Genomic DNA, 2,701 nt, shown 5'->3' on the forward strand with positions numbered 1-2,701 from the left:
GGGCCGGGGTGGGGCCGGGTGCGGTGGCCTCGCCGTCGACCTCGACGAAGCCCTCGTCGCCCAGCGCGTCCAGGAAGTCGGTGATGTCGGGCGTCTCGGAGTACTTCTGCTCGTACTGGCGGACCGCCTCGCCCACCGAGTTGCCGGCGGCCAGCGAGTGGAGCAGATCCAGCCCTTCGGCGGGGATCGACAGGAATACCTGCCGCTCGACATCGCCGATGATGACGGTGTCGCCCTCCGCGCGGTGGTCGAACGGGCGCACTCGGACAAGTGTGTCTGGTGGGTAGCCGGCCATGGTCAGTCGTCCTTTTCGCTCATCTCATGCGGATCGATGAAGGCCGGCACCCGGAGTTGCCGTCCGGGTGCCGGCCTTCAGGTGGCGTGTCACCGTCAGGAGACGACACACGCAGCGGCGACAGCGCTGGTCTTCACCGACTCCAGCCGGCGAACCGTGAGCTTCTTCATGAAAATCACCTCCCTCGCGACTCGGGAACCACTACGGTGCCGGTCGCGGGGGAGATCGTCTGCTCACTTATGTGCATACGCCGATAGCGTGTGTGTGGCATTGAGCGAGTCGAACCGAACATACCTCACAGGCGACGCCGGCCCGGGGGTGTCCTGGTCGTGCCGACGGGAGCTACGCGTCGGCCCAGCCGGCCGGATTGCTGCACGACTCCCGGCTGATCCCCGAGCCGGTCTCCGGCCAGTCACCGAACCGCTCGTGATGCAGGTGGGAGAAGAGGTAGCAGAAGCCCTCGCAGCCGGCGTCGGGCACCGCCGTCGCCGGATTCGCCCGGACTGCCTCGTAGAACTCCCGGCCCAACGCCACGATGTGGCCGCGCGCGTACAGGAAGCCGTCGTCGGAACCGTCGGTGATCTCGTGGATGTCGGCGCGGTCGATGTCGTACAGCTTGCGCTCGATCACCCGGTCGAGGGCGACCAACTCCGCGCGGGACAGGTCGGCGGCGAGCCGGCGCAGCTCGTCGACGAAGGGGCCGAGCCACGGGTCCATGGCGTACCCGTCGTCGTGCGCCGGATCGCGGTCGATCAGGGCGCGACGCAGGGCCGCCGGCTCCGGCCCCAACCCGGCCCACGCCTGCTCCACCAGCGCCCAGAAGCGGTCCTCCTCCTCGGCCGTCGGCAGCGTCGGGGGGACGGCAAGATCACTGTTCGTCATGGCCGGACGATAGCGGCGAGCACCGACATCGGGAGTCGGCGTAACGCACGGCGCGCGACCGGTCGCACATTGACAGCGACGGCGAGGGCCGATCAGACTGGCCCGACAATTTCACAATCGCGGTCACGTGTGGGGGAAGTCCGGTCGAATTCCGGCGCTGGCCCGCAACGGTAGGCCGCCGGGGGTGACCCCGGTGGCGAGCCCGAATACCCGCCGTACCCGCGCCCCTGCTCCTCACCCGTCGTGGCCCACGGGTCGGAGGCCGGCCAGCCGCGTCCTGTCGGGCGAGCCGGGTTTCTGACGACCGCCGGGCCCGGAAAGGCGCGCCCGATGGTCGTCCGCCTGAGCCGGTACCGCCTGCTCACCCTGCTCTGCGGCGTGTTCGCCGCCGTCACCCTCACCCTGACCCTCACCGGCCCGGCGATCGCCGCCCCCGTACAGGTGGGCAGCGTCCGCTCCGACGCGGCCGCCGGCTGGCTGGCCCGCCAACTGGTCGACGGGGAACGATTCGAGACCGTCTTCGACGGCGTCGCGTACCCGGACCAGGGGTTGACCCTCGACGCGGTCTTCGCCTTCGCCGCCGCCGGTGTCGCCGACGACTTCGGCGCGTCGGCGCTGGCCTGGGTCACCCGGCCGGACGTCCGCGACGGCTACGTCGGCGACGGCACCACGGAGGCGTACGCGGGCGCCACCGCCAAGCTCGCCCTCGCCGTCGCGGTACGCGGCGGCGACCCGACCGACGTCGGCGGGGTGGACCTCGTCACCCGGCTGCGCGGGTTGCAGGCGCCCGACGGCCGGTTCACCGACCGGTCGGCGTGGGGTGACTACAGCAACGCGTTCAGCCAGTCCTTCGCGATCCTCGCGTTGCGCCGGACCGTGGCGGGCGTGCCCCCGTCGGCTGCCACCTGGCTGGTCGGCACCCGGTGCCCGGACGGCGGCTACCCGGTGGTGCCGGCGCAGCCGGTCTGTGACTCCGACGTGGACGCCACCGCCCTCACGGCGCAGGCGATGCGGGCCGCCGGACGGCACTCCGACGCCGCCGCGGCCCTGCGCTGGCTGGTGTCGGTGCAGCGGGTCAATGGCGGGTTCGTCAACGCCGCCGGGATCGCCAACGCCAACAGCACCGGGCTGGCGGCGCAGGCGCTGCGCGACGGCGGCCGACCGCTGGCCTGGCTGCGGGCCCGGATCTTCCTGACCGGGTTGCAGGTCGGCTGCGCCGCGCCGACGGCCGACCGGGGCGCCGTCGACTTCGACGGCGGGGCCTTCGACCCGGGCACCGCCACCCGCGCCACCGCCCAGGCCGTCCTCGGTGTCACCGGCACCGGGTACGCACGGCTCTCGTCCGTCGGCGCCGCCACCGGCGCACCCACCCTGCCCTGCCTCTGATCACCCACCGATTCCCGTTCCCTGAGGCGAAGGAGTGCCCATGTCCCATGTCCAGAGTCCCGCCCGCCGGTGGTTCGCCGGCCTGCTGGCCGCGGCCGTCGTCGCACTCGGCCTGATCGCCGTCGAACCGTCGCCGCG

2 protein-coding genes, 1 pseudogene and 1 riboswitch are annotated in these 2,701 nt (G+C 72.3%); of the genes and pseudogenes, 1 reads left to right on the forward strand and 2 read right to left on the reverse strand.

The features are described 5' to 3' along the window. Positions 1 to 262, reverse strand: a pseudogene (locus EYA84_RS30075) (hypothetical protein); the annotation flags it as partial. Positions 263 to 637: 375 nt separating this feature from the next. Beyond that, entirely contained in the window at positions 638 to 1,177 is a 540-nt protein-coding gene (locus tag EYA84_RS30080) for a DUF4240 domain-containing protein (RefSeq protein ID WP_131057537.1), read from the reverse strand. A gap of 103 nt (positions 1,178 to 1,280) precedes the next feature. Further along, a riboswitch (cobalamin riboswitch) is annotated at positions 1,281 to 1,410 on the forward strand. A gap of 97 nt (positions 1,411 to 1,507) precedes the next feature. Here EYA84_RS30080 and EYA84_RS30085 point away from each other — a divergent pair. Further along, positions 1,508 to 2,563, forward strand: coding sequence for a peptidase (locus EYA84_RS30085; RefSeq protein ID WP_131057540.1), 1,056 nt, complete (start codon positions 1,508 to 1,510; stop codon positions 2,561 to 2,563). Positions 2,564 to 2,701 lie beyond the last annotated feature (138 nt).

The organism is Verrucosispora sp. SN26_14.1, assembly GCF_004307965.1.
Taxonomy (GTDB): Bacteria; Actinomycetota; Actinomycetes; order Mycobacteriales; family Micromonosporaceae; genus Micromonospora.